This window comes from Collibacillus ludicampi (genome assembly GCF_023705585.1).
Taxonomy (GTDB): domain Bacteria; phylum Bacillota; class Bacilli; order Tumebacillales; family BOQE01; genus Collibacillus; species Collibacillus ludicampi.
Genome location: NZ_BOQE01000001.1, coordinates 2460521 through 2482618, shown reverse-complemented (window position 1 = coordinate 2482618; position 22098 = coordinate 2460521). Strand labels below are relative to the sequence as shown.

32 protein-coding genes are annotated in these 22098 nt (G+C 41.2%); 8 read left to right on the top strand and 24 right to left on the bottom strand.

Translation table 11 applies throughout. The features are described from left to right. Positions 1-136 precede the first annotated feature (136 nt). Positions 137-1303, top strand: a complete 1167-nt coding sequence (locus tag DNHGIG_RS12545; protein ID WP_282199902.1) for an MFS transporter — start codon at positions 137-139, stop codon at positions 1301-1303. Between the two features lie 284 nt (positions 1304-1587). Here the strand turns inward: DNHGIG_RS12545 and DNHGIG_RS12540 are convergent, their stop codons facing one another. Both DNHGIG_RS12540 and DNHGIG_RS12535 read right to left on the bottom strand, forming a co-directional pair. Continuing rightward, positions 1588-1977 carry a DUF1284 domain-containing protein gene (locus DNHGIG_RS12540; RefSeq protein WP_439647773.1) on the bottom strand — a complete coding sequence of 130 codons (390 nt, stop codon included), beginning with the start codon at positions 1975-1977 and terminating at the stop codon, positions 1588-1590. A gap of 129 nt (positions 1978-2106) precedes the next feature. Next, positions 2107-2949 carry a DMT family transporter gene (locus DNHGIG_RS12535; protein ID WP_282199900.1) on the bottom strand — a complete coding sequence of 281 codons (843 nt, stop codon included), beginning with the start codon at positions 2947-2949 and terminating at the stop codon, positions 2107-2109. 327 nt (positions 2950-3276) lie between these two features. Between DNHGIG_RS12535 and DNHGIG_RS12530 the strand changes: the two genes are divergently transcribed. Continuing rightward, the gene (locus DNHGIG_RS12530; RefSeq protein WP_282199899.1) at positions 3277-3558 is read left to right on the top strand and encodes a GIY-YIG nuclease family protein; all 282 of its coding nucleotides are present in this window, start codon (positions 3277-3279) and stop codon (positions 3556-3558) included. 166 nt (positions 3559-3724) lie between these two features. On the opposite strand, the gene DNHGIG_RS12525 is transcribed toward DNHGIG_RS12530, so the two are convergent. The 5 genes from DNHGIG_RS12525 to DNHGIG_RS21055 all read right to left on the bottom strand — a co-directional run bounded on the left by DNHGIG_RS12525 (position 3725) and on the right by DNHGIG_RS21055 (position 7918). Next, positions 3725-4654 carry a TauD/TfdA dioxygenase family protein gene (locus DNHGIG_RS12525; protein WP_282199898.1) on the bottom strand — a complete coding sequence of 310 codons (930 nt, stop codon included), beginning with the start codon at positions 4652-4654 and terminating at the stop codon, positions 3725-3727. Positions 4655-4684: 30 nt separating this feature from the next. Further along, positions 4685-5524, bottom strand: a complete 840-nt coding sequence (locus tag DNHGIG_RS12520; protein WP_282199897.1) for an ABC transporter ATP-binding protein — start codon at positions 5522-5524, stop codon at positions 4685-4687. A gap of 25 nt (positions 5525-5549) precedes the next feature. After that, positions 5550-6602, bottom strand: coding sequence for a taurine ABC transporter substrate-binding protein (locus DNHGIG_RS12515; protein WP_282199896.1), 1053 nt, complete (start codon positions 6600-6602; stop codon positions 5550-5552). Positions 6603-6626: 24 nt separating this feature from the next. Next, complete coding sequence (locus DNHGIG_RS12510) at positions 6627-7436, bottom strand: ABC transporter permease (RefSeq protein ID WP_282199895.1); 810 nt, start codon at positions 7434-7436, stop codon at positions 6627-6629. A gap of 305 nt (positions 7437-7741) precedes the next feature. Continuing rightward, entirely contained in the window at positions 7742-7918 is a 177-nt protein-coding gene (locus DNHGIG_RS21055; protein WP_369414757.1) for an iron-sulfur cluster biosynthesis family protein, read from the bottom strand. A 430-nt stretch (positions 7919-8348) separates the two neighbouring features. On the opposite strand from DNHGIG_RS21055, the gene DNHGIG_RS12505 reads away from it, so the two are divergent. Next, positions 8349-8972 (top strand): hypothetical protein, encoded by a 624-nt coding sequence (locus tag DNHGIG_RS12505; RefSeq protein WP_282199894.1) that lies wholly within the window; start codon positions 8349-8351, stop codon positions 8970-8972. Between the two features lie 244 nt (positions 8973-9216). On the opposite strand, the gene DNHGIG_RS12500 is transcribed toward DNHGIG_RS12505, so the two are convergent. The 13 genes from DNHGIG_RS12500 to DNHGIG_RS12440 form a co-directional block, all read right to left on the bottom strand. Further along, a complete protein-coding gene (locus DNHGIG_RS12500) occupies positions 9217-9423 on the bottom strand; it encodes a hypothetical protein (RefSeq protein WP_282199893.1) in 207 nt (68 codons plus the stop codon). 86 nt (positions 9424-9509) lie between these two features. Continuing rightward, positions 9510-10169 carry a phage tail protein gene (locus DNHGIG_RS12495; protein WP_282199892.1) on the bottom strand — a complete coding sequence of 220 codons (660 nt, stop codon included), beginning with the start codon at positions 10167-10169 and terminating at the stop codon, positions 9510-9512. A 47-nt stretch (positions 10170-10216) separates the two neighbouring features. Continuing rightward, entirely contained in the window at positions 10217-11974 is a 1758-nt protein-coding gene (locus DNHGIG_RS12490) for a phage tail tape measure protein (protein ID WP_282199891.1), read from the bottom strand. 5 nt (positions 11975-11979) lie between these two features. Continuing rightward, complete coding sequence (locus DNHGIG_RS12485) at positions 11980-12261, bottom strand: hypothetical protein (RefSeq protein WP_282199890.1); 282 nt, start codon at positions 12259-12261, stop codon at positions 11980-11982. A gap of 34 nt (positions 12262-12295) precedes the next feature. Next, positions 12296-12556 (bottom strand): hypothetical protein, encoded by a 261-nt coding sequence (locus DNHGIG_RS12480; protein WP_282199889.1) that lies wholly within the window; start codon positions 12554-12556, stop codon positions 12296-12298. A gap of 108 nt (positions 12557-12664) precedes the next feature. Then, positions 12665-12889 (bottom strand): hypothetical protein, encoded by a 225-nt coding sequence (locus tag DNHGIG_RS12475; RefSeq protein ID WP_282199888.1) that lies wholly within the window; start codon positions 12887-12889, stop codon positions 12665-12667. A gap of 190 nt (positions 12890-13079) precedes the next feature. Next, entirely contained in the window at positions 13080-14540 is a 1461-nt protein-coding gene (locus DNHGIG_RS12470) for a DNA primase family protein (protein ID WP_282199887.1), read from the bottom strand. 48 nt (positions 14541-14588) lie between these two features. Next, a complete protein-coding gene (locus DNHGIG_RS12465; RefSeq protein WP_282199886.1) occupies positions 14589-14906 on the bottom strand; it encodes a hypothetical protein in 318 nt (105 codons plus the stop codon). Between the two features lie 5 nt (positions 14907-14911). Beyond that, positions 14912-15250: a hypothetical protein gene (locus DNHGIG_RS12460; RefSeq protein WP_282199885.1), complete on the bottom strand. Its 339-nt coding sequence runs from the start codon at positions 15248-15250 to the stop codon at positions 14912-14914. 18 nt (positions 15251-15268) lie between these two features. Then, complete coding sequence (locus DNHGIG_RS12455) at positions 15269-15595, bottom strand: hypothetical protein (RefSeq protein ID WP_282197790.1); 327 nt, start codon at positions 15593-15595, stop codon at positions 15269-15271. A 13-nt stretch (positions 15596-15608) separates the two neighbouring features. Next, the gene (locus tag DNHGIG_RS12450) at positions 15609-15833 is read right to left on the bottom strand and encodes a helix-turn-helix domain-containing protein (RefSeq protein WP_282197791.1); all 225 of its coding nucleotides are present in this window, start codon (positions 15831-15833) and stop codon (positions 15609-15611) included. Between the two features lie 244 nt (positions 15834-16077). Then, on the bottom strand, positions 16078-16851 hold the full coding sequence (locus tag DNHGIG_RS12445; protein ID WP_282199884.1) for a sigma-70 family RNA polymerase sigma factor: 774 nt from the start codon (positions 16849-16851) through the stop codon (positions 16078-16080). Between the two features lie 15 nt (positions 16852-16866). Continuing rightward, positions 16867-17199 carry a hypothetical protein gene (locus tag DNHGIG_RS12440; RefSeq protein WP_282199883.1) on the bottom strand — a complete coding sequence of 111 codons (333 nt, stop codon included), beginning with the start codon at positions 17197-17199 and terminating at the stop codon, positions 16867-16869. Between the two features lie 169 nt (positions 17200-17368). Here DNHGIG_RS12440 and DNHGIG_RS12435 point away from each other — a divergent pair, with 169 nt between their 5' ends. Next, positions 17369-17980, top strand: a complete 612-nt coding sequence (locus tag DNHGIG_RS12435) for a hypothetical protein (protein ID WP_282199882.1) — start codon at positions 17369-17371, stop codon at positions 17978-17980. A 16-nt stretch (positions 17981-17996) separates the two neighbouring features. On the opposite strand, the gene DNHGIG_RS12430 is transcribed toward DNHGIG_RS12435, so the two are convergent. From DNHGIG_RS12430 to DNHGIG_RS12420, 3 genes are read right to left on the bottom strand one after another with little or no spacing between them, the layout of a single operon-like run. After that, entirely contained in the window at positions 17997-18182 is a 186-nt protein-coding gene (locus DNHGIG_RS12430) for a hypothetical protein (protein WP_282199881.1), read from the bottom strand. A 5-nt stretch (positions 18183-18187) separates the two neighbouring features. Next, a complete protein-coding gene (locus tag DNHGIG_RS12425) occupies positions 18188-18340 on the bottom strand; it encodes a hypothetical protein (RefSeq protein WP_282199880.1) in 153 nt (50 codons plus the stop codon). Further along, positions 18337-18492, bottom strand: a complete 156-nt coding sequence (locus tag DNHGIG_RS12420; RefSeq protein WP_282199879.1) for a hypothetical protein — start codon at positions 18490-18492, stop codon at positions 18337-18339. The genes DNHGIG_RS12425 and DNHGIG_RS12420 overlap by 4 nt, the downstream gene beginning before the upstream one ends. 496 nt (positions 18493-18988) lie before the next feature. Between DNHGIG_RS12420 and DNHGIG_RS12415 the strand changes: the two genes are divergently transcribed. Continuing rightward, positions 18989-19543, top strand: a complete 555-nt coding sequence (locus DNHGIG_RS12415; RefSeq protein WP_282199878.1) for a recombinase family protein — start codon at positions 18989-18991, stop codon at positions 19541-19543. A 560-nt stretch (positions 19544-20103) separates the two neighbouring features. On the opposite strand, the gene DNHGIG_RS12410 is transcribed toward DNHGIG_RS12415, so the two are convergent. Continuing rightward, positions 20104-20313 carry a helix-turn-helix domain-containing protein gene (locus DNHGIG_RS12410; protein ID WP_282199877.1) on the bottom strand — a complete coding sequence of 70 codons (210 nt, stop codon included), beginning with the start codon at positions 20311-20313 and terminating at the stop codon, positions 20104-20106. 186 nt (positions 20314-20499) lie between these two features. On the opposite strand from DNHGIG_RS12410, the gene DNHGIG_RS12405 reads away from it, so the two are divergent. The 3 genes from DNHGIG_RS12405 to DNHGIG_RS12395 all read left to right on the top strand — a co-directional run bounded on the left by DNHGIG_RS12405 (position 20500) and on the right by DNHGIG_RS12395 (position 21991). Next, positions 20500-20721, top strand: coding sequence for a hypothetical protein (locus DNHGIG_RS12405; RefSeq protein ID WP_282199876.1), 222 nt, complete (start codon positions 20500-20502; stop codon positions 20719-20721). 15 nt (positions 20722-20736) lie between these two features. Beyond that, complete coding sequence (locus DNHGIG_RS12400; protein WP_282199875.1) at positions 20737-20976, top strand: hypothetical protein; 240 nt, start codon at positions 20737-20739, stop codon at positions 20974-20976. A gap of 193 nt (positions 20977-21169) precedes the next feature. Then, positions 21170-21991 carry a hypothetical protein gene (locus DNHGIG_RS12395; RefSeq protein WP_282199874.1) on the top strand — a complete coding sequence of 274 codons (822 nt, stop codon included), beginning with the start codon at positions 21170-21172 and terminating at the stop codon, positions 21989-21991. Positions 21992-22098 lie beyond the last annotated feature (107 nt).

Sequence of the window (22098 nt, the reverse complement as noted above, 5' to 3'; positions counted from 1 at the left end):
GTTGAAGCTCATTTAATTATAACAAATCGATTGATGGGTTGGATCAATCGTGAATTCTCGAACATCGAAATCGTTGAGAACACCTTAGCTGTGCATTCATCAAAACCACATATTATACAAAAATAAGGGGGTTACCATGCGAAAAGTTCTTCTCCTCACTATAGGCATGTTCGCTCTTGGGTTCGATGCCTATGTGGTGGCCGGTTTATTGCCTGATATCGGGGCAATGTTCAAAATAAGCGCTTCCCAAACGGGACAAGCGGTTAGCGTCTTCACCCTTTGTTATGCACTGGCAGCTCCAGTTTTTGCAACATTGTTAGCTGGAAAACCAGTGCGCAGGATTTTAGTACTGGCACTCGCTGTTTTCTCAGTAGGAAATGGGGCTAGTGCACTAGCCTCGAGTTACTCCTTGCTGCTTATGGCTCGTGCAGTTGCAGGCATCGGAGCTGGGCTTTATTCACCGTTGGCCGCTGCAGCTGCTGCATCCCTCGTTTCCAAACAGAAACGCGGCCGTGCCCTTGGTATTACGCTAGGCGGCATGAGCATGGGTACGGTAATAGGGGTTCCACTTGGATTGATCATTGCTGAACATCTAGGTTGGCACGGGACTCTCTGGTTGATCACTGCACTGGGTTTAATCGCCATGATTGGGATCGTTCTCTGGTTTCCAAACTTTCCAGCTTCGGCGCCACCATCACTGCGTCAACGGGTTGCAATGATGACCAATGGAAGGGTTTCAGCAACCGTTGGTATCACTTTTATGACCAGCATCGCAAGCTTGGGTCTCTATACGTATATCGCAACAATCTTGCATAACCTGCAAGACATCAATATCATCACACCCTATCTGTGGGCATGGGGTATTGGTGGCGTAGTCGGGAGCTTTTCCATTGGCACTCTGATTGATCGGACGGGACGACCCGACTTGCTCATGGCCGGTATTCTAGCGATAATGGCTTTTGCCATGTTCAGCCTACCATTGGGACTTAAATTTCCTATGCTAGCATTCCTGCCTTTCGTTATATGGGGGGCGATGGGTTGGGCCTCGCAAGCCCCACAACAACATGAATTACTTCGCTTACAACCGAATCATGGAGCAGTTGCAGTTGCTTTAAACAGTTCCGCTAATTATTTAGGTAGTGCGATAGGTTCCGCTCTTGGGGGGACTGTTATGCTAGCTGGATTGGCGCCTTCCCAACTTCCGTATGCTGCCGGCTGTCTTGTATTAGTAACCTTACTGGGACAATTGGTGATCGTTTCATGCAAGGGAGAGCAAGAGAAAGAAAAATTGAATAATGATTGAAAGAGACCATCTCGAAAAAAATAGGGGTACATTACTGTTTATCTATGGGGACTCATATGATAAATACATATAAGTAATGAGGAGCAGTCAAAAAGCTCGCTCCTCCAGTATGAATCCCAGTTAATGAATGTTTGATTTGATATGAAAGTAAATCAGAAAGCAGTCGGGCTTCTTCTCAGAACGGTCAATCAAATACAACATAAAGTCTCGTACGGTTTTTCGGTCAGCTTCGTTCATTTGGTCAATTAGGTTCTGAAGTTCTTCTTTTCGAACTGCCATATTTTTTAAGATTGTTCTTCTTCTTGTGATGCCTTCTCTTTATACTCTTTCTTTAATTTCTTAATTCCTTCTTTACAAACACCATAGCTTAACCAAGAGCAACCCGCACATAGTACGTCAAGATCATCGGGTTCTACTTTTTCTGCTGTTAATCGTAACAGCTTCGCTTTATCAAAGAGATCACCGTGTGTAAGTCCAATATGTTCCATAATTCTTTGATCCAGTTCTTTTACATGATCATCGAAGGCTTTACAAAAGCCGTCACCTTTATTCGGGCACTTGTCACATACATCATCCAGACCACTGATTACCTGGATTGGAAAGTTCATTTGGTTATTGCGGATCTCTTCTACAATTTCCGTCATGTTTTTTACAAATTCCGGACTGTATCCCATTCCTTGAAAACCGTGAACACATAGTATATGATGGCCTCTTAGAATGCGTTGCAAGGTGTTTCCCCCTTCTCTTTATATGAATATTTTAAGAGAAGCAAAACAAAAAGGCACTCAAAAAGTGCCCCCCTTTTATATTTTTGTTAAAACGAGTCCCAACAGCGCAGTTGCCATTCCGATTAATTGATAGGTTCTTAAACGTTCCTTGAATAAAAAGAGTCCGGATATCATAACAACTAGGCAATTCAAACTGATGATCGGGAAAACGATACTGGCAGGTCCGGTTTTCAAAGCGAAAAGATAGCAGCCAAAGCCGATAGTACTCAAAAATCCCACAATGGTTGCGACTTTAATCTCTGTCTTATGTGCGGTGAGTCGCATAATTTCTCCTCGGACAAGAACACTTAAAAACATTAAACCCCCGCCATACATAAAAAATAGCATGTCGATAAAGTTGATTTGCTTATAAGCGGCAACTTTAAGCAAAACACCAACGGAACCAATGGATACGAGAGAAAATGTACAACGCAGCAACCAGGGTTTATACTCGAACCGGGTTTTATTGCCCGGCTGATACTGAACGACAATTGCCGAAACAATCATAATGACAATACCCAACCAATGAATCATAGGTATGGATTCGGGGAAAAACAGCGCTGTCGCCAAGACTACGACCACAGAATTCATCGCGATCAATGTTGAGGTAATACTTGCCGGTCCCTTCTCGAAAGCCTTCGTCATTTGCAGATTTCCGTTGGCGTTGAGTATTCCGGTCAATCCCCCCATCAGAAGGGCCAAGTAGTTCGGATGAAGGGCATGACGGAAAACGCCGTACAACAAAACAAGTAGAAAGGCCACAAGATAAAAGAAAAATTGAATCCATTCCTTGGAGAGTTTTCGTGTAGTGCCCCATTTAAACAACGTATTATTAACTCCGAAACAAAAGGTGGTACTCAGTGCAGCCAACAACCACATGACACGATCGAATCCTTTCCCAATACCATTTCACACGATCTATCATATCAACATTCATTCCATTTAATTGATTTAAGAAAATACAATGATCTTCAATATACAAGTTATCATTCCATTAGTTGAATTTAAAGTCTTTTTCTCTTAAACCGCTTAATTTTCTTGGAAAAATCACCTGTAAACAAGTATTCAATTTGCAGGAGGTTTGTGGACGAATTCATTATGACTGGATTTCGTTGTTAACGTTCTCATGTATCTATTCTTCTTTCATTTGGCATTAAGGATCTATTCGTGTTATATTTCTATCAAAAACCGATACGGGAGAGTATCATGCCTTACGTGTATATAATTGAATGCCGGGATGGAACGCTGTATACCGGCTATGCGGTTGACATTGTAAAGCGACTGGATGAGCATAACAAAGGGGAAGGAGCGAAATACACCCGCGGTCGACGCCCAGTTCGGCTTCGTTACATTGAGACATGTCCTGACAAGTCGACTGCCATGAGGCGCGAGTACGCGATCAAACGCTTGAGCCGCCGGGGGAAACAAGCGTTAATTCAATCGGTCAGTCTTTTAAACCGAGTGTTGGACATAAACAAGTTCGGATAGGATGACAGATGGGTAATTTTATTCTGGCTATATTGGGGATTATAATGTCGGCTTACACACATATAAAAAGAGCAGCACTGCTGCTCCCATTATCGAATCGTTATTTTATAAAAACCTTACATGATCAAGTTCAATGTAGTAAATCTTCTAAAATAATTCCTATCTCCTAATTAGAGGGACGTTCACCAACAATCGCAACGCGCTCACCCAATCTGCGATTTGGGTAGTAATCAGCAACCGCGTAATGTTGAGTCGCGAAATTGTCCCAGAAAGCAATGGAATTTGCTTCCCATTTAAAGCGAACTTGATACTCAGGTATGTGAACTTGTTGAAAAAGATACTGGAGAAGATTCTCACTTTCCTCCAAATCAAGACCAACAATTCGGGCCGTGAAGTCAGGGTTTACAAATAAAGTTTTTCTTCCAGTAACAGGATGTTTAATGACAACAGGATGCTCCGCAATTGGAAATTCAGCTTGCCAGAATGCCAACTCATCTGGTGTCAATGAATGACCAAATACATGGGTAAAGTCATGAATGGCAGTAAGACCATCGATGCGTTCTTTTATCTCCTCAGGCAAATTATCGTACGCTGCCGCGGTATCAGCCCATAACGTATCTCCGCCGAGTTCAGGAACTTCAATAACCCGTAAGATAGCAGCACGAGCAGGTGTTAAACGAAATGTTACATCGTTATGCCAAATGTTCTCAAATCCCTTAGAATTTTTATCTTTGGCGAAACGAACAATTTCTGGAGAATTCCCCTCCGGAAGGAAAGGATGCTTCTCTAACTCTCCCCAAAGCCGAGCAAACGCTACTAGTTGTTCACTTGAAATTTTTTGGTCGCGAAAAAAAATGACCTTCCACTCTAACAGAGCTCGGTTCAATTCTTCCTTTACTTCGGAAGTGATAGAATCTCGCAAATCGACACCGACAATCTCAGCACCAATGAGCGGTCCCAACGGCTTGACTTGAAACAATGTGTAAGGTTTCTCCTCCACACCTTCTGGAAAACGACGTAGGATACGAGTACCCGTATAACGATTTCGATAAGGAATATTCAAAGGACGAGTTGGATCAATCGTATATTTAGACATCTGGCATTCTCCTTTCAAGTTTGAATACTTTTATGAGTCAAATTTCGTGAAGGCCACTGTTTCATTACTTCCTTTACTAATTACGGAAAGTAAATAATCCCGTAAATGATTAAATTCCTTTGACTTTTCCATTTCATGAACAGATTTATCCTGTTGTGTTAGTGGATTTGATATATCGAGCACTATTTTCCCGGGATTGGGATGCATGACTACAATTCGTGTTCCTAATAACAACGCTTCTTCGACATCATGAGTTATAAAAAAAACAGATTTTCTTGTTTTTTTCCAGATCTCACGCAGATGGTTCTGCATCGATCTTCGTGTTAATGCATCAAGAGCACTAAAAGGCTCATCCATTAAAATTACCTTGGGATCAGTAGCAAGTGTTCGAGCAATGGATGCTCTTTGTTTCATACCTTCAGAAAGCTGATGTGGCCACATCTTTGATGATGATTCCAAACCAACCAATTTAAGATAGTATGAAACAAGCTTCTTTCGTTCCACTCTTGGAATGGCTTTCATTTTCAATCCGAACGCAACATTTTGTTCGATTGAAAGCCACGGAAAAAGGTTGTGATGTTGAAATACCACTCCCACTTCGGAATTCGGTCTCAAATGCTTCTTTCCATCAATGAGCACCTCACCGGTAGTAGGTTTGCGAAACCCAGCCAGTACATGTAAGAGTGATGATTTGCCACATCCTGACGATCCCAACACGCATAAAAAATCATTCTGATTTAATTGGAGATTGATTGAATCTAAAGCATGTACTTGTTTATTTTTACTCTTGTAATATAAATTTAGATTTCTCACTTCAATAACCGGGCAACTGATTGCAGACGCAGTATGCGAAGTTACAGATGACAACATGAATACCACCACCTATTTTTACTGATCAATGATAGACATTACTCAGTAAAGCATTTTGATACACAGCTAAATCCGGGGCTGATGGTATTGCCTTTTGTTTTACCATAAAATCGCCTGTATCCTTTAAAATTTTTCCCAATTCGTCATTATTATCCGACTGTAATAAATATTTTTTCTGCTGCGATTCATCTAACCATATGATTTGTTTCATTGTTTTTAAGCTATCCTCCGGAGAGAGCTCTAACTCCTTGGAGAGTAGTTGAGCGGACTGTTCAGGGTTATTGTAATAATAATGAACAGCTTCATTTAAAACGGAAATATATTCCTTTACGAATTCCGGATATTTTTTAACAAAATCTTTATGAACAATTCCTAAATCTGCTGTAACCACCCCTTTTTCTGCCAATTCTTTAGAAGAGGTTATGACATGTCCCCCATCATTTACGAGTTTCTCTTGTGTTGGTTGCCAGATATATGCTCCGTCGATATCATTTCTTTTCCAGGCAGCAAAGATATCTGGTGCTTGCATATCAAGAAGTTTTATATCCCCTTTGTCGGGGTCAATCCCTACAGTTTTTAGGGCGCCTAATAAACTATAATGCGATGTTGAGCTAAACGTTGTTGCTATCTTCTTCCCCTTAAGATCTGCTAATGATTTAATTCCCGAACTATTTTTAACAACTAATGCCTCGCTTTCACCTATGATGTCATGTACATAATAGACCTGATAAGGTAATCCTTTAGCGATTCCTATCGCGGCAGGAGGGGTTCCGACATTGCCAAAATCAATGCTGCCGCTCGCCATAGCGGTATTTACATCTCGTCCTGAATCAAATTTAATCCAATTCACTTTTACATTCGGGTATTTCTTTTCCAAGAGACCTAGTGCCTTAGCCAAAAGCTCCCCACTTGGTGATACTTGATAACCTATGCGAATTTCTTTCGGGATAGCATCCGTTGAAGAAGAGCGTGCGCTACTGTCAGATGTCGTTTTCTGATTCGAACATGCTGTAGTAAAAGTAAAAATAAAAGCAAGTAAAGTAATGAAAAATAATCTGAACTTTCTCCAAGTATGCATTTGACTTACCCCCATTGATTAAAGTCAATCCTGGATCCCAACCCATGGAAACTTATAACGTTGGATCCATCTGATGAGGCCATCCATAAGCATTGCTATGAATCCCATTAAAATGATTCCCACAAAAATAATATCGCTTCGTAGAAATTTACTAGCGTCTAACACCATCCACCCTATACCTGAAGTTGCAGCCACCATTTCAGCAGCAACCAACGTTGAATAGGTTACTCCAATCGCAGTACGAAGCCCCGTGATTATATCCGGAAGACATCCGGGAAATATGACATGGCTCAAAACCTTCCACTTTGATGCTCCTAATGATAAGGCTGCATGGATTCGGTCAAGCGGAGTTCTCTGCACACTATATACAGTTGCAATAAAAAGTGGTGGAAAAGCACTAAGAAATAAAAGGGCAACTTTTGATTTATCATCGATCCCAAACCACAAAACAAGTAATGCGTAATATGCCAATGGAGGAAGAGGTCTATAAAATTCAATAATGGGATCAAAAATTGCACGTATATATTTTGAATACCCACAAAGAATTCCAAGCGGGATGGCAGTGACACAAGCATAAAATAATGACAGAAATAACCGATAAAGACTGGTTATGATATGCGTACCTAAGGGAGAACCTTTATATCCTTCATGTAAAAGTTCTAAAAATGCAGCCCAGACTGATTGGGGAGTAGGCAAGAAAAGTGGGTCAATCCATTTCAAATTGGTAATCAATGTCCATAGAAATAAAAGAAAAACTACAGTAATAACGGAAACTCCTCTGGCAGTAATTTGTTCAAGAATCAGAAACACCTTTTTCCTAAACAATGTATTCATTCCCCCTTCACTTGTATTGAATATTTACATTCAAAATCATAATTTACAAAATAAAAAAGAGATCTTTACTCGCAACTATGAGTTGGCAAACTTCGACGATCATTAATACCGTCGAATTTTTTGCTTCACTATTGCGTAAGTAAAGACCTCCAGTTGTCCGGTCGGTTTAATATATATATTCCGATTTGTTAACCCTGATATATATAATAACGTGGATTAAATCAATTGTCAAAAGGTTTTTTACTTTGCTGTCCTAAACTGAAAACATGAGTGTTTCCAAGTAGGCATAAAGTTCTGACGGGAAATTACAAAAAGAATACCCCCGGGATAATCTGTCCCGGACTTTTCAATACATACCCGCCTTTTTCCTCATCGTAGTCGATGGTGACGGTGTCATCCATATAGATTCGCGAAGCGCGGTCTACGACCACATGTATGGGACCGTAATCGAAAATATCATCATCCGGTCTTGGTTCATCCAGATATAACTTGTTAAAAATGGGCAGTATGCGAACGAATATTCCGCACTACTTAAGGCTTTTCGCGATTTTCAATCATTACTCGCATAGTAAAGTTATCAATGACTCCGAACGTTCTCCATTCAACCACTATTATACCGTTATAAAAATTGAAATCCAATTGTTCTAAAATTCACTCGACTTGTTACACTCCAATATCAATGCGTGTATAAATCGAAATAAATTAAAACGGGGCGCTCGTCTTGAACGCCCTTATTCAGTGCCTACACATATCATCAGCGACTCTTTGCGTGAGTGGAGCAAACTAGTTAAAGTTGAAACAATCATTTGTTGCGATACGTGAATCGCTAATAGGAATCGATTGCCTAACCAGTTAAAAGTATGTAATATTAATTCAAGTAAAAAATAAAGAGATTGGGTGATAATATTGATTTTGGATTATTTTGATTCAAATTGTAGGATTATTATTGATGAATTTAATTTGTTAGTCAGCAATATGGATATTAGAGAAAAAACGAATTATGCAATTAACAATCTTTGCGAGGCGGATATTGTCTATAGACTAGGCGGCCCATTTAGACAAATGGTTCGTTATTCATCGAATAGTCTAAAAGCAAAAGGTCAAGACATAATGATTGATTACAAGGATTTTAGAATTGAGGTTAAATACTGGAGATATTGGTATGGTGGTACTGGAAAACAGAAAAAGGTCTGGAGTGAGGCATTTCAAGACGACTTCGATTGGCTGTGTAATGAATTTGCCAGCGGTAATAAAGGTAAAAGAGCCTTTATTGCTGCTTGGTCACCTTTACTAGGGTGGAATGAATTGTTACATCTTGGCCAAAGGAGTGGACAAAATCCACCACCGAACAGAGATAGACTTAAATTACTTCCATTTCTGGATTGCCCCAATGGAGAAGGAGTGTCAAGTATAAGAACAATTTACTCACCTAAAGATGGTGAGTTTTCTGTTCGAACTAGAAACAGTGATTTACGAGTTAATTGGCGTTTGTATGGTGAATCAGAAGATTTTATTAATATAGTTATATACTATTGAGTTTAAAACTAAAGGAAATAGATAGTTAAACAATTGATAAAGCATCTTATTTTCCGCGAACAAATATAGTCTTATTAAGTACTTCACCTATAATTCGACAAAAATTCACAAAATACGCACAAACGTTATATCAATATAAAGCGATAATGTGATAAAATCAAAGTGTGCAACAACAATATACCCACACTCTTGCGGTAGTTTTAACTAACTATCGCTTTTTTATTGCATAAAGAATGTCGTTAAATTAATCGATACTGCTTCTTCCAAAAATATCTGGATATAATTTTTTCGCTTTAATTTTTATCTCAATTTCTTCTTTGTACTTCTTATAGTGTATACGTTTAAACTCTTCCTCTAAAAAGTCTGTGATCGGAGGTGCATCTTTTGGGGAGAGAAATGTACATTTACCAATCTTGATGACTCTGTATTTTGATAAATCAACATTTTGCAAAGTATTCACCTTCTTTTTAAAAAAATAATGATCGGGAGTGATCGTGCGCAGCAATTCAATTATTAACTGCGCACGTGACACCTCCTTTAATTGAACACCAACCTGTTCGGCCCAATTGGTCGCGACATGTTGTTGGTGCGTGTGCGCACACCGAGTTCGCGCATTAGCTCATCGGCCAGTTGCTTAGCGTCTTTATTGGCTCCTTGGATTATGATGTCGCCGTGAAAATGAACGTCACCACCACCGTAACCACCATACCCGTACCGATCAAATGTATCGGGTACGGCAGCATTAACAAGCTGGTTGGATGCGCGTTCAATCAAATTGAGATGATACTGATCCGTCATACCTTGATGTAAGCCCAGAAGTAGATATCTACCTTGTTCAGCCATCACACGACTTGGCGAATTAATACCAGCCGCATGTTTGAATGGTTGCACGATATATCTATCCGCCAAATCTGCTACAGTACTAGCCAGATTACTTGCCAGCGAAACAATACCATCGATGATACCTTGCACCACGTTCTTGCCCCAACTTAGTGCGGTAGAATACCAAGTTGATGCGAGTTGGACGATGCCGTTCCAGCCATCAGACACCACAGTTTTGATATCCAGCCAAATTTTGCCGACATATGATTTTATGTCTGTCCATGCTTTTGACCAATGACCGGTCAATAAATCAAGTCCGACCACGATGATGCCTGATACAATATCCCATGTAAGCTGTGTTACATTTTTGATCATCGTCCATGCAAATTTAACGTCAGCAACAATAATCGGCCATACCGCTTTCAGCGTTGCCCATATAACGGCTCCAATTGTCCTGATAATAATTGGAACGCAATGTAATCCTTAATTGCTGGCCATACAAACATTATGATTTGTTTTAACATCGGCCAAATTGTACGCCAGAATGCTATTATCTGTGTGCAAGCGCTGAAGATTGTGCGCCAGATAGACATTACCGCAGGCCCAATCGCGCCCCAAATCGCTTGCCACGCTGATTGAGTCGTGGATTTTACGCCGTTCCATAAGTTGACGAAAAACGACTTGATCGGCCCCCAATATTTGATTATGAGTGTCGCGACAACGGCAAAAGCAGTAATAACGCCAACTGCAGCTAATCCACCAACTCCAAGCGTTCCGAATAAAACTATCACACCGGCAACAGCAGCGGATAAAGCCAATAGACCGCCCGTGATTGCGACAAATGCCGCTACATATTTCATAATCTTCGGATGTTGATCCGCAAACACTTGAATTTTGCTTACGATTTGATTCAAGTATTGCAATATCGGATTCAACAATTGCGCCATTTGGATGAACACATTCAATTTTAGATTTTGTAGGTTCGTCTGTAGCTGTTGTATCTGTCCAAGCGGTGATTTATTGGTGTCTTCTTGCATCTGAGAAATCGACTTCATATTTTGCATTTGTTTGACAATCGACTGTAGCGCATCCTGACCACGTTCAGACGAGAGTAATTGCGCGATCCTTAAACCTTGCATGCCGAATATATCCTTGTAATATTTTGCTAATTCAGTCGGACTGCGACCTTGACTGGCCCTCTGCAATTGCGCAACCAAATTCGCAACGCCTAAGAAGTTTCCGCTTTTATCGAAGATTGTGTTATCGAGTCCTAATGCATGTAATCCGCGCATTTGTGCGCTTGGCGTTTTTCCACGACCACCGAACAGGCCACTAATACTTCTCAATATCATGTCGCTCGCGTTCGTGCCTGCCATCGAACCCAATATACCGAGTCGATTCGATAACGCCGCTAATAACAAAGTGTCATCTGTAGACGCATGCAATGCTTGCATCGATGGAGCCAAGTACTTGAACGTGTCGGCAAATTCCGATGATGAACCAGGAGTCATGAACGTGGCTTTATTATACTTATCTAGGAAACTCAAGAGTTCCTTTGGTGTATAAGCACCTACCATGTGCGCACTCGATATGGCCTGTGTAACGGCTTCGTCTGGTGACGTACCTTTACCCAACTTTTGTACCTCTGCGTATTGCGTAAAAATAGGCAATGTTTGCGTAATTTGTTGCGCATCCAGACCTGAACTACTGAGCCTCTTGGCGATTTCAGCCGTGTCTTGAACACTAAATATTGTCTTCCCACTTGTTTGCTGAATCACATTTTGGATTTGTTTTATTTGGTCGGCTGTAGCACCAACCGTGTCTTGAATCATTGTGAGAGTGGTTAGGAAGTCACCTGCCTGTTTAACATTCTCGGCCATCGCATTAGCTAACATTGAACCGCCAAATAGTAGACCGCTGCCGGCAGCCAATCTGTTAATATCGGTTAGACGCTTACTTAACTGATCGACCTGTTTCGTTGTTTCAGATGTTAGCCCCCCACCGCCAAAAGGAACTTTTCCAATTTGGGAAAACCGTTTGCTAAGTTGCTCAACTTGTTTTGTCGTTTCGGATATAGATCGTTGAAAAGTTGAGATTTGTGATTGCATTGCTCGTATGGGCGCCGTAAACTGATCCACGGCCCGAATCATTATTTCAAGTGAGTATGCGCTTGCTGCCATCTATATCACCATCCTGTCCATGTTGCGGAATAATAGTTTGTCTGATCATCCAATTCAGCCTCCCAAAAATCACGAATCAAATAACAAACTTCAAATCCACGCACATCCACATCATGACGACAACTGCGATAACCCATTTGCCACGCCTTCAGCGATGCGTGCATCTGCGCGGTTTCAATCGCCGGATTCAATTTGTCTGCCAGATGATGCAGCGTGAACGTGTCAATTGTTTCGTTGGAATCAACCAACGCGACATCAGCGTTCCAGTGGCCATCGAACCAATGCATCTGATAGCGAATGACCGTTGTACATCACCCCCTTTCAAGCGAGACGTTCAACGCCGAGCGTTTCGAGTTCAGGATGCTCGTCTGTCGTCACGTCCACTAGCAAGCGCTCAACACCCAACAATCTCGCCTCGGCCATTCCCGATTCAATAGCACGTCGATATGCGAAACTTATCGGACATCTGAATGTGCGACACATTTCGGATATCACCCAACCGCTCCCCAATTCCACCAGGCGAATCAATGCAACGTGAGCGTCATTGACGGTACTCAGCTTCACCGCAAGCGCAATACGCACAAGCATCTCTCCACGTCGATAAAATAGTGCATATTTGGTACGATTTTCGCGAAATCAGCCCCGTAGAGCGATTTTTCAAACGGGGGTAATATAATTACCTTACCTAAACTACACAGCCGTTTTATCGCACGTCACATTCACGCCGAGAAGATGACGAATGGAACGTTTCTTCTCGTTCGGTACGACATATTGCATCGCGAACAGTTTTCCGTTGCGGTAGTATTCAGCCATCACTTTGAATCCGTATGATCGTTTGATTTTACGCCATACATCGGGATCTTCTGTGTAGGCTGCGAGATAATCACTATTCAATCGCCAGATTTCGTTGCGCATTAAATCACCTCCAATCCACGCACGAAAATAAATAAGCCGCCCAATATTGAGCGACGTGTGAATAGGGGATGGTTTAGGGACGATAGGGACAGTTTGGATTAAAATTTCCGTTTTTCATATACAAATAAAAAATTTATAGAGAAAAAGGGAAAAATGCGATCAAACCATCCCTGTGTCCCTGAAACTGTCCCTACGATATACGCGCAAAGGGGACGGGTATATTTCGTGCTAAGCCGATATCTTTCCAAACTTTATATCCATTAGATTTAACGTTCTCGAATCCCCGTTCTTTCAACTTTCGTCCAAACATTGATTGCGTCATTTGGTATTCGCCATTATCAGCGCACCACGTTTTGTATTCCTCGTACAGTTCGGACGAATGCGTTTTATAACCCGATCCGATGACGCATTTATCAGCCAAAAACGCGCCGATAACGTCCATTTCTTCGCGATATTCTTGCGTTGCTTCGACCACTGCGCCAGGAACACCTAACCCCTCGCGTTGCCACAGCAAGCACCCTTCCACGGCCCAACGCAATATACCTGACCATTCAGCGCGTAATTTTTCCGGTAGTTTAGGATCGCGTTCGTGCTCTGGAATTATTACATCGAACGGTATCAAGCGAATACGACGCCAGATTGCATCGTCCGTTCCACGAATCGACGGTTTGTGATTGGTTGCGAAAAATATCTTGTGCGTAGGTTTGAAATCGAAGTATTCACGGTGCAGGAATCGCGCTGAAATGGTATCGCCGCCGGTTAATTGCTTGATGAGTGATTCGGCCAAACGTTTTCCCTCTTCACCCTCGATAGTGGATACGAAACGTACCCCTTTGAGACGTGCGATATCGTTTGAGATGCGATCCGATTGCTTGACCATGAACGAGTCTGGCTGCATGGTGATTGAGTAGTCGTCCAACAATTCGCGTATCGTGTTCAGGAACGTGGATTTGCCGTTTTTGCCGGTGTATCCGTATAGGAAAAACATAACCTGTTCAGATACGTCACCGGTGAGCGCATAACCGACCGCTTTCTGTAGGAAACGTATCAATTCCTGGTTCCCGTTCATGATGCGCCACAAAAACGCTTCCCATGTCGGACATTGTGCGTTTGGATCGTACTCCGTATGAACGAGTTTGGTGATCAAGTCCTTGCGTGAATGCGGTCTTAATTTGCCTGTGCGCAAGTCGATTGTTCCGTTCTCTACGTTCAATAGCCATTGATCCGCGTCTAATTCATAGGCGTGGATTGGTATATCTCCTTCATTTTGCGCCAACGCAATCATTTCTCGAATTGATGATGCTTTCTCTGATTGAATCGCATGTTTAGAGATCTTTTGACGTGTATCAGTATCGTCAGTCAATGCAGCTTCACGGTAGATATTCCGCACCGTTTCTTTGGCCAGACGATACACTTCTGTTCCCCCACTATCTATTTGCCACCGTTTGCCTGTCCAGTACAGCCATTTGCCAGTGCTATGACAGTATCGCAATTTATCGCCATGATAGTATGCTAAACGCTCAGCATTTCCTACGTCTGATAGGTGAAACGCCTTTACAATCGGCTCGATTTGTATTATAATATTTTTAAATGAATAGTTCGCATCATCTAAACACTCTTCTGGCATAGAGTGTTTTTTGTTTGCCTCCATCCTTCTCCCTCCCGTCGTATGTAGTAGAGAAAAGCTGATCGCGAAGGATCAGCCTTGTTTAAAGAACAATACAACCTTATCTTTCGCGATAAACGGCTTCCAGTGTTCATTGTGCAGCCTTTTCAGCTCTTCCAGTAAATGATCATCGCCTTGTTTCAATACCTTGTCGAAATCCACCATATGATAATTCATCTTCTCATCGCCTCCATCAACGATTTGGATTGGTTTGCATCCTTTCTCTTTAACCAGCATCACAATGTCATCCAAATGCGAGCACGTCACCACCCCGTTCGCGTCGAATGGATAAGTACCATGCCAAGCAACGCACATACCTGCAAGTTCTTGGTTTCGTAAAACTACTTGCATCTATATCATCCCTCCTTGTAATAGAGCGCTTGAAGTTGACGTACGCCGATTAGTTTCCAGTCGGCTAATTCACGCAACAATGCTTCGGCGTCTTCGTCACGTGAAAATGAAAGCGATCTGAGATTGATTAGCCGGTATTGAGTTCCAGTTGTGTCGTATGGATCGATATGCGTTACGATAAATCCTTGATCCAGCAGCGCTTGAATGTGTTCAAGTTCTTCGACCTGAACTGTATTATCGTTGATGCAATAGAACTTAATTTGTTTGCCGTTGTAATAAAGGGTATAGTACCTGTTTTCATCCATTGGAAGCTTGGTGTATGGTCGATGCATATATACTTTCATTGTTCATTCCCTCCGTCTCTAAATCTTCCATGGTTTATCAAGCGCCGCCGCTTTGTTGGAGTGAAATTCGGATTTTACGAACGTCATTTTTGTGATGTATTCGTTGACCGGCTCTTCTTTTGCCAAGGTATATCCCTGGAACGAGCGCGTCATCAACTGCTGGTCACGTTGCCAGTTCGACACGTTCTCAACGATCTTGTCAGCCATGTGTTCGTTTGTGGTGCTAGACTTTGAGTGAGTTGTCTTTTTCAGCTCCTCGATTTCGCGTGTTAGCTTCCGATACTCGTCTGCAGTTTCAATGAGCTTTTTGAGCAATTGTTTTTGTGCAAATTCCTTATCAGTCATAATCATCTCTCCTTTAATTCGAAATAGTTGAATAATCATGTTGCCAATCCATAGCAGCGTCGATAAAGTCAATGTAAAACTTCAAAAATCGACGGCGTGCTTCTTCACTCATACGACGTTCCCCTGTTTCGATCATCGCAACGTAACTGTGACTGTATCCAACCGCTTTCGCAAATTCACGAACGCTTATTCCAAGCATCTGTCTGAGAAAGCGAAAGGTTTCTGGCTGGATTTGCATTTGAATCACCCCCTTTCAAGATGTAGACAGTGTTAACAAACCTCCGAAAAAATAAGAGCCCGCGTTGACGAGACGCGACCCTATTTTCCGTATATAGACAAGCTACATACGACAAAGAGAAAGGTATGGAGTGGTAGCGCATGGATGACCTGCGCCTATATATTAGTCCACTTATTCGCGCTAAAACCAACCTATATTTAATAAAATTTTTTATTATACCATAATTAACATATAATATAAAGTATCAATTTAATATTTTGGACATTTTTCTTATCGCTGCATCAGTGTTTTTACGTACTGCCTCGTCACTCACTCCCAATTTCTTTGCAATATCAACAAACGTGTAATCGTGCAGATAGTGCAATTCCAGACACAGACGTTGCTTTACGGTTAGTTGTTGAAGTGCGTTCCGAATATCGATCAGGATATCCAGAGCAACATGATCACCGCGCCAGATAGCTCTGTAATTGAGTTCGTCATAGTGTTCGAGTACGATGACGATTGATTCACATGAATATTTCTCTATCGAGCGAGGATCAATTGATGAATAGTTGAATTTAAACAATCCCATTCGTTGCGCATACGCAGGAACTAATTTTTCATCGTCTTCATCGTCATAGTTCATTTCATCGTCATCAGGTGATTCTAGAGGGCTACTTATGTATCGTGGGTTGTAGGGATATATTGTTTCATACATACGCTCTTCTTGACGTATAGTTTGGTACGCGTTCTTTTGACCGAGCTTTCTAGGATTTCTACTACCAGCGTAGTTGTAATCAAGCACCTCATATAGTACATCGAGCCAATATCGTGGCGGCCATACCTTAACCTTGTAATCGATAAACGCTTGATCCCATGCGTCGATTAATGCCTCAATCATACGCTTGCGTTCGCGGAGTGGCACAGGATTATTCTGTTTTTTGCGTTCCACGACCATTTTTCGCATTGTTGTAACGTAACGCCTGAATTGTGCTCTTGCTTGCTCATAACCTTTTGAAAATACGTATTCCTGAGCCACAGTTTCACCTTCCTTTTACTTAACTTTTTGTTTTTTGTATTTTTTGATTTTTTCGTTTGCTATTTTTACAGACTCAAAGAAAGCATCAAAATCAGGGGGGTGGTTTTTTAAGAAGCAATTTATGGCCAACTGTTTTGCACGCCCCCTTATACCTGGTCGTACAACTTTTTCACCGCCGCAATATTCAATGAGCTGGTGATATATCTTTTGACATTCAGGATCTTTGAATGCTTTTTTTCTTCGTTCTAAGTCCTCTATAGTTTTTTGACGGCAATATTCGTAATAAGCCATTTGCTTTTCGAGTTGTTTAAACTGCTCCTCGATTTGATTAAAACGTATGTTTGACATTAACGTTACCGCCTTTCCCTTCGAATTTTTTCGTATCATGTCCCTGTCTTTATACTATATCAATAATATCATTTAGTCAATAATATATTTTGATATAATTGATAGGTGTTTATTATCGTGATATAGTTTGGTACAATAGATATAAAACCTAAACGGGAGTGTATAATACATGGCAGGTAATCCAGGCGGCCCTCGTGTAGATTGGACGGAAGAAGAGTTTGACCGTTTGGCCGAAGTGGTGCTTGAAACGGTCGCTTCTGGCGGTACAGTAACGGAGGCGTGTGAAAAGTTCTCTGAGGAGAGCAATGGACTCAGATCAGTGGCCAGTTGCCGACTAAAGTGGAACACGATCCTCAGTGAAAAATACGCGGCACAATACGAAATTGCAAAAGCACAAGGAGCACAAGCACGAGCGAATCGTACATTAGAAGAACGTAGGCGTATCAAAATTAATCGCAATTTGCCTATCGTATCAAGACAACAAAAAGATGATCCTGATGAACCGATCCGAATGACTCAGCGAGAATTGATTCGTTTCTTGCGCAACGTTGAGATCGTCGATTCGAATGCAGAACGGCTACAGAAACAATTGGACGAAGTGACTCGTGAACGCGATGAATTGAAGAGGCAATTGGAAAAGTTGCATCGTGAATATGAAGAAGTGAAGGCCGAACGCGACAAGTTCTTGGAGGTCTTCAATATCGCACGTAAAAATGTAGCTGGAATCAATGACGATGAGCGAAAACGATTGAGAATCAACAAGCACGGAGTAGTTGAATAAGCAAAAAAAGCCGACTTCACGAGTCGGTTTTCTTTTCTTCATCTCCGTTGTTATGCTTATCACTCTTCAATTTCCGTGCATATGCCAATGTAAGCTCGAATAACCATTTGTTTTCCATACATAGTTCATCGAATGATTTATCACTTCCAGATATTTCTATTATCTTAAAATCATGTGATTTTCTTCCCCGTTTAGCCGCCATTTCACTCAACTCCTATTGGATTTTTCCTTAGTTTCATACTTTTCGTAAATCTCCATTATCATTTCAAATGCACATTCTATTGCTCGTCTCTTTTTTTCTTCAGACTGATCCTCGCTCCTTACGAACTCTATAATAAACTCCCCGTCTTCCACGATCATTTCAGCCCCTCCGATTCATTGCCCTTCTTCTTTTCATAATATTCCATCATTATTTGTAACACGAACTCTAATGCGCGTCGTAATTTTTCTTCATCGTACGGTTCATCACTTTCTCCGTATGTGATAATAAAATCATCATCTTCTGCAACCATTATCCATCCCTCCCGTTTCATCGTTTTTTCAAAAAATATATAATAATAAAAATAGTATATACGATATATTGGTGATTTGAAAATCGGTAGCGCATGTATAAGTTTGATGTGTAAAAATTTGGAAGTGATGTTGTGATACATAAATTTATCGCCTGGATAGGCTTGTGCGCGTGTTTCACGGCGAAACACATTTTTTCTGTAATGTCTCATATTCGCATCGGGATAATCAACATAAACAGGACGAATGGGCAGGCTACAGGGACGATGATGAACAGTCCACCCTACTACACACGAAACGAATGATCTTATCACGCACGATACGTACATTTTATCGTTTCAAAAACCATCGTATATGACACGTTTCTGAGACACATCAAATTATGCGGTTCTCTCGCTTAAAATCCGTTCCAAAACCCGTCTCAAAATCTATGTTGCAAAAAAGTACGTTTATGATACAATATGGTTAAGCGAACCAATTGTAAAGGAGACGGTACATATGAGAATCGGATATGCGCGGGTATCAACGGTCGATCAATCATTGGATATGCAAATCGATGCGTTAAAAGAGGCAGGATGTGAGCGCATCTATACAGAGAAGGAGAGCGGTGCAAAGGACGATAGACCAGAGTTGGAGCGTGCATTAGATAATCTTAGAGAAGGTGATATATTAGTCGTCTACAAACTAGATCGACTTGCACGTTCTACAGTAAAACTCATCATGACATTGGACGAGATTCAGAAAAAAGGCGCGGAATTTGTGAGCTTGAATGACAAGATTGATACAACGACAGCTGCGGGAAAAGCATTGTTTGGTATGCTTGCGGTATTTGCTGAATTTGAACGAAATGTCATTATCGAACGTACCAAAGCGGGATTAGAAGCAGCACGAGCACGTGGGCGTGTTGGTGGCCGACCGAAAACGGATCAAAAGAAGATCGAGAAGGCAATAAAGTTGTACGACACGCAGCAATATACTGTATCAGAAATAACCGAAATGACCGGCGTTACAAAAGCAACGTTGTATCGAGCGTTGAAGGAACGGCAGGCGTGAATTTGTGATAAAATATTCGTGTATCCTATACGTCCTAACCCTATAAAGAAGGCGTGATCGAGTGGTCACGTCTTTTTCATGTGCGGAGGTTCTGGCGCAACCGTTCGAGCGGGCGGCAGAGTTTCGCTTTTACACACTTTTGTGCGAAACATTACTCCATATCCACCAAACAAAAAGGGTGTAACTTGAACTTACACCCCTATCCACCACATACACAATCATGTTACGCTGGCGTAACACGTAATCGCTCAAAAACCGCGTCACATCAACGATCAACGTGTTCGAGTATTCTTTTACGTTGCGCAAAACTCTCCTTCTTAAAGAAGGAGACTTCTCCTATTCTCGCGAAAAAGTATTTTCCGATTTCGGAAAAAAGTCGATTGGACACTCACGCACCACCAAAAACCCGAGAAACCGCGCCACAACTGGGATTTCCGGCATTTTGTGAGTTATAAATGTCGGCGATTTCGTACGGATTTGTCCAATCACAATTACCATATATTACCAAATTCACCCAATAAATAAAGGTGCCACTTGTGTGACACCGTTTCCCCTCTCGTTTATTGTTCTTTAGTTTTCACGTGCTGTATCACGTCTTGTATCTCACATTCCAGCGCTGTACATATATCATCTAAGACCTTCATTGAAACCGGTTCATCCTTGGCGATCTTAGCAATAGTTGCAGAAGATGCCCCTATCATCCTTTTCAATTCTGTTCGGCTAATCCCTTTTTTGTGTAATGTTGCGGCCAATGGAGCATATGAAAACATATAATCAACCCCTCATTTGTTGATTCCCATCAATACAATATCATAAACATTTAGTTTAACAAAGTAAACATATGTTCGCAATAATAAACTTTTTGCTTGACTAGCATAATTAGCAAGTTGTATCATATGTTTAGAAAACTAAATCTAATATTTATAAAACTAAACGATCTATGGGGGTGTGCGTGTATGATTCGGGTGAACGACGAATGGATCGGACAAGCAGAACCTAATCTTCGCAGAGACGACAAACTAGATCGATGTGTGGAGCTTGCATCTATTTTGGTGGACTCGTATAACACATACCTTGAACTAGCCGCTGATTGCAATGATGACAACTCTGTTTTACACGTGAAGAGACTTGTTGAGCGTATTGCGAAAACCGTAGGCCGCGCGACTACAGCCATATAAGAAGGAGTGGTGATAATGAACATCCATTACAACGACGAACTTATCCAGCCAATTGGACAAGTCGATCCTCAATTACGGAACGATACGAGATTGCTTCACTATGCCGAATTGGCCGAACTTTTCGTCCAGACGTTTGAGGTGTATTATGAACTCGCAGCGGATAGCAATGTGCCTGACACTCACGTCCAAAATACAAAAAAATTGGTGCACTTTGTAGGAAATATGTTGTCGAGTATAAGTTTTGATCACATCTAATTTAAAGTTATAAATAATGACCACTCGCATACCGAACGTGAGTGGTTAATTTTTGGCTTAAAAAAGTGTTGTTGATATTGAAACAACGACAATTTTTTAATAACTGAATGAAAAATATAGTATAATATCCATAACTATCTAACTTATCTGTTTGTTATTTTATTTCTCTACATATTATAAGGAGTTGGTTGTAATGAGAAAATGGGGTAAGGTAGGAACAGGAATCATCATTACTACAATTGTTCTGAGTATGACAGGTTGTGGGGGAAGTAACGCAACAACTAGTTCTTCTAATGCTCCAAAGGTTACGGAAGCAAATAAGGCTCAATTCTTACAGGATGCAAATCAGTTTAAGGGTGCTGAAGCCACATTGCAAGGCAAAGTGTTTATCGGTACTAAAAATATTGGTGATATGACCGCTTTTCAAATGCAAGTTGATGATCATAATGTAGTCGTAAATGTCAACGGTAAAAACGCGGATATCAATGAAAATGACTTTGTAGAAGTTACAGGAAAAGTTCAAGGTGTGATGGAAGGCACTAATGCATTTGGTGCAAAAATTTCTGCTCCAGTAATACAGCTTGAATCTGTGAAGAAAGTCGATCCTTTGAGTGTGCTATCACCGACAATCAAAAGCCTTCAAGTCGATAAAACGTTGGATCAACACGGTCTAAGTTTAACCGTAAATAAAATTGATTTTGCAAAGGATGAACAAAGAGTATATTTAACAATCAAGAACGGTACTCAAAATAAAGCTTATTTTTTCGTAGTTGAAGCTAAAGCAGTTCAAGATGGACAGCAATTGGATTCAAAGATTAGTGATCATGAAATTGATGCCAAAGAAACGTACAAAGAGATTCCAAGCGATCTGTTGCCTGGAGTATCTGCAAGTGGTGTAATTGTATTCAAAGGACTTTCCCCGGATAAACCATTGAAACTCACTCTCAGCGCACATACCGATGATTTCGAAACTAATTTCAATCCGTACACTTTTGATGTACCTGCAGCAAAATAAAAAACAAACCACGTCACTTTAGGCGTGGTTTTTAATGTGATTGCAGCTTTAATCAGTTCCCGCCAGAACAATTGGTATATACCTCCGTTATACAATGACCACACGCT